Below are 259 nucleotides of genomic sequence, written 5' to 3'. Positions count from 1 at the left end.
CGTAAAATGATTGAAGGTTCGGCAACGGGCCATTGACCCGGAACTCCGCAGGTGAATGCACATCGGTTTTTATTTGCATCCGAAGTCGCTCGGGGCGCACATTCCGGCGCCACACTTGGGCGAACGAAAGGAAGAACCGTTGTTCCGGGGTAAATCCATCGATGAGCTCAACTTGTTTTCCCTTCAGAGCATTTTGCAGGGCTGTATAAGCAATCGCCAGCCCGCCAAGATCGCCGATATTTTCTCCGAGCGTCATTGC

The 259-nt window shown here is 52.9% G+C and carries 1 protein-coding gene; it reads right to left on the bottom strand.

The window, feature by feature from the left end:
* A partial coding sequence (locus RAD04_RS38925) for a M13-type metalloendopeptidase (RefSeq protein ID WP_461628001.1) occupies nucleotides 1-259 on the bottom strand: 259 nt, incomplete at both ends.

The sequence above is a fragment of the Bradyrhizobium sp. 25ACV genome, assembly GCF_054863005.1.
This window is presented reverse-complemented; position numbering and strand designations above follow the sequence as displayed.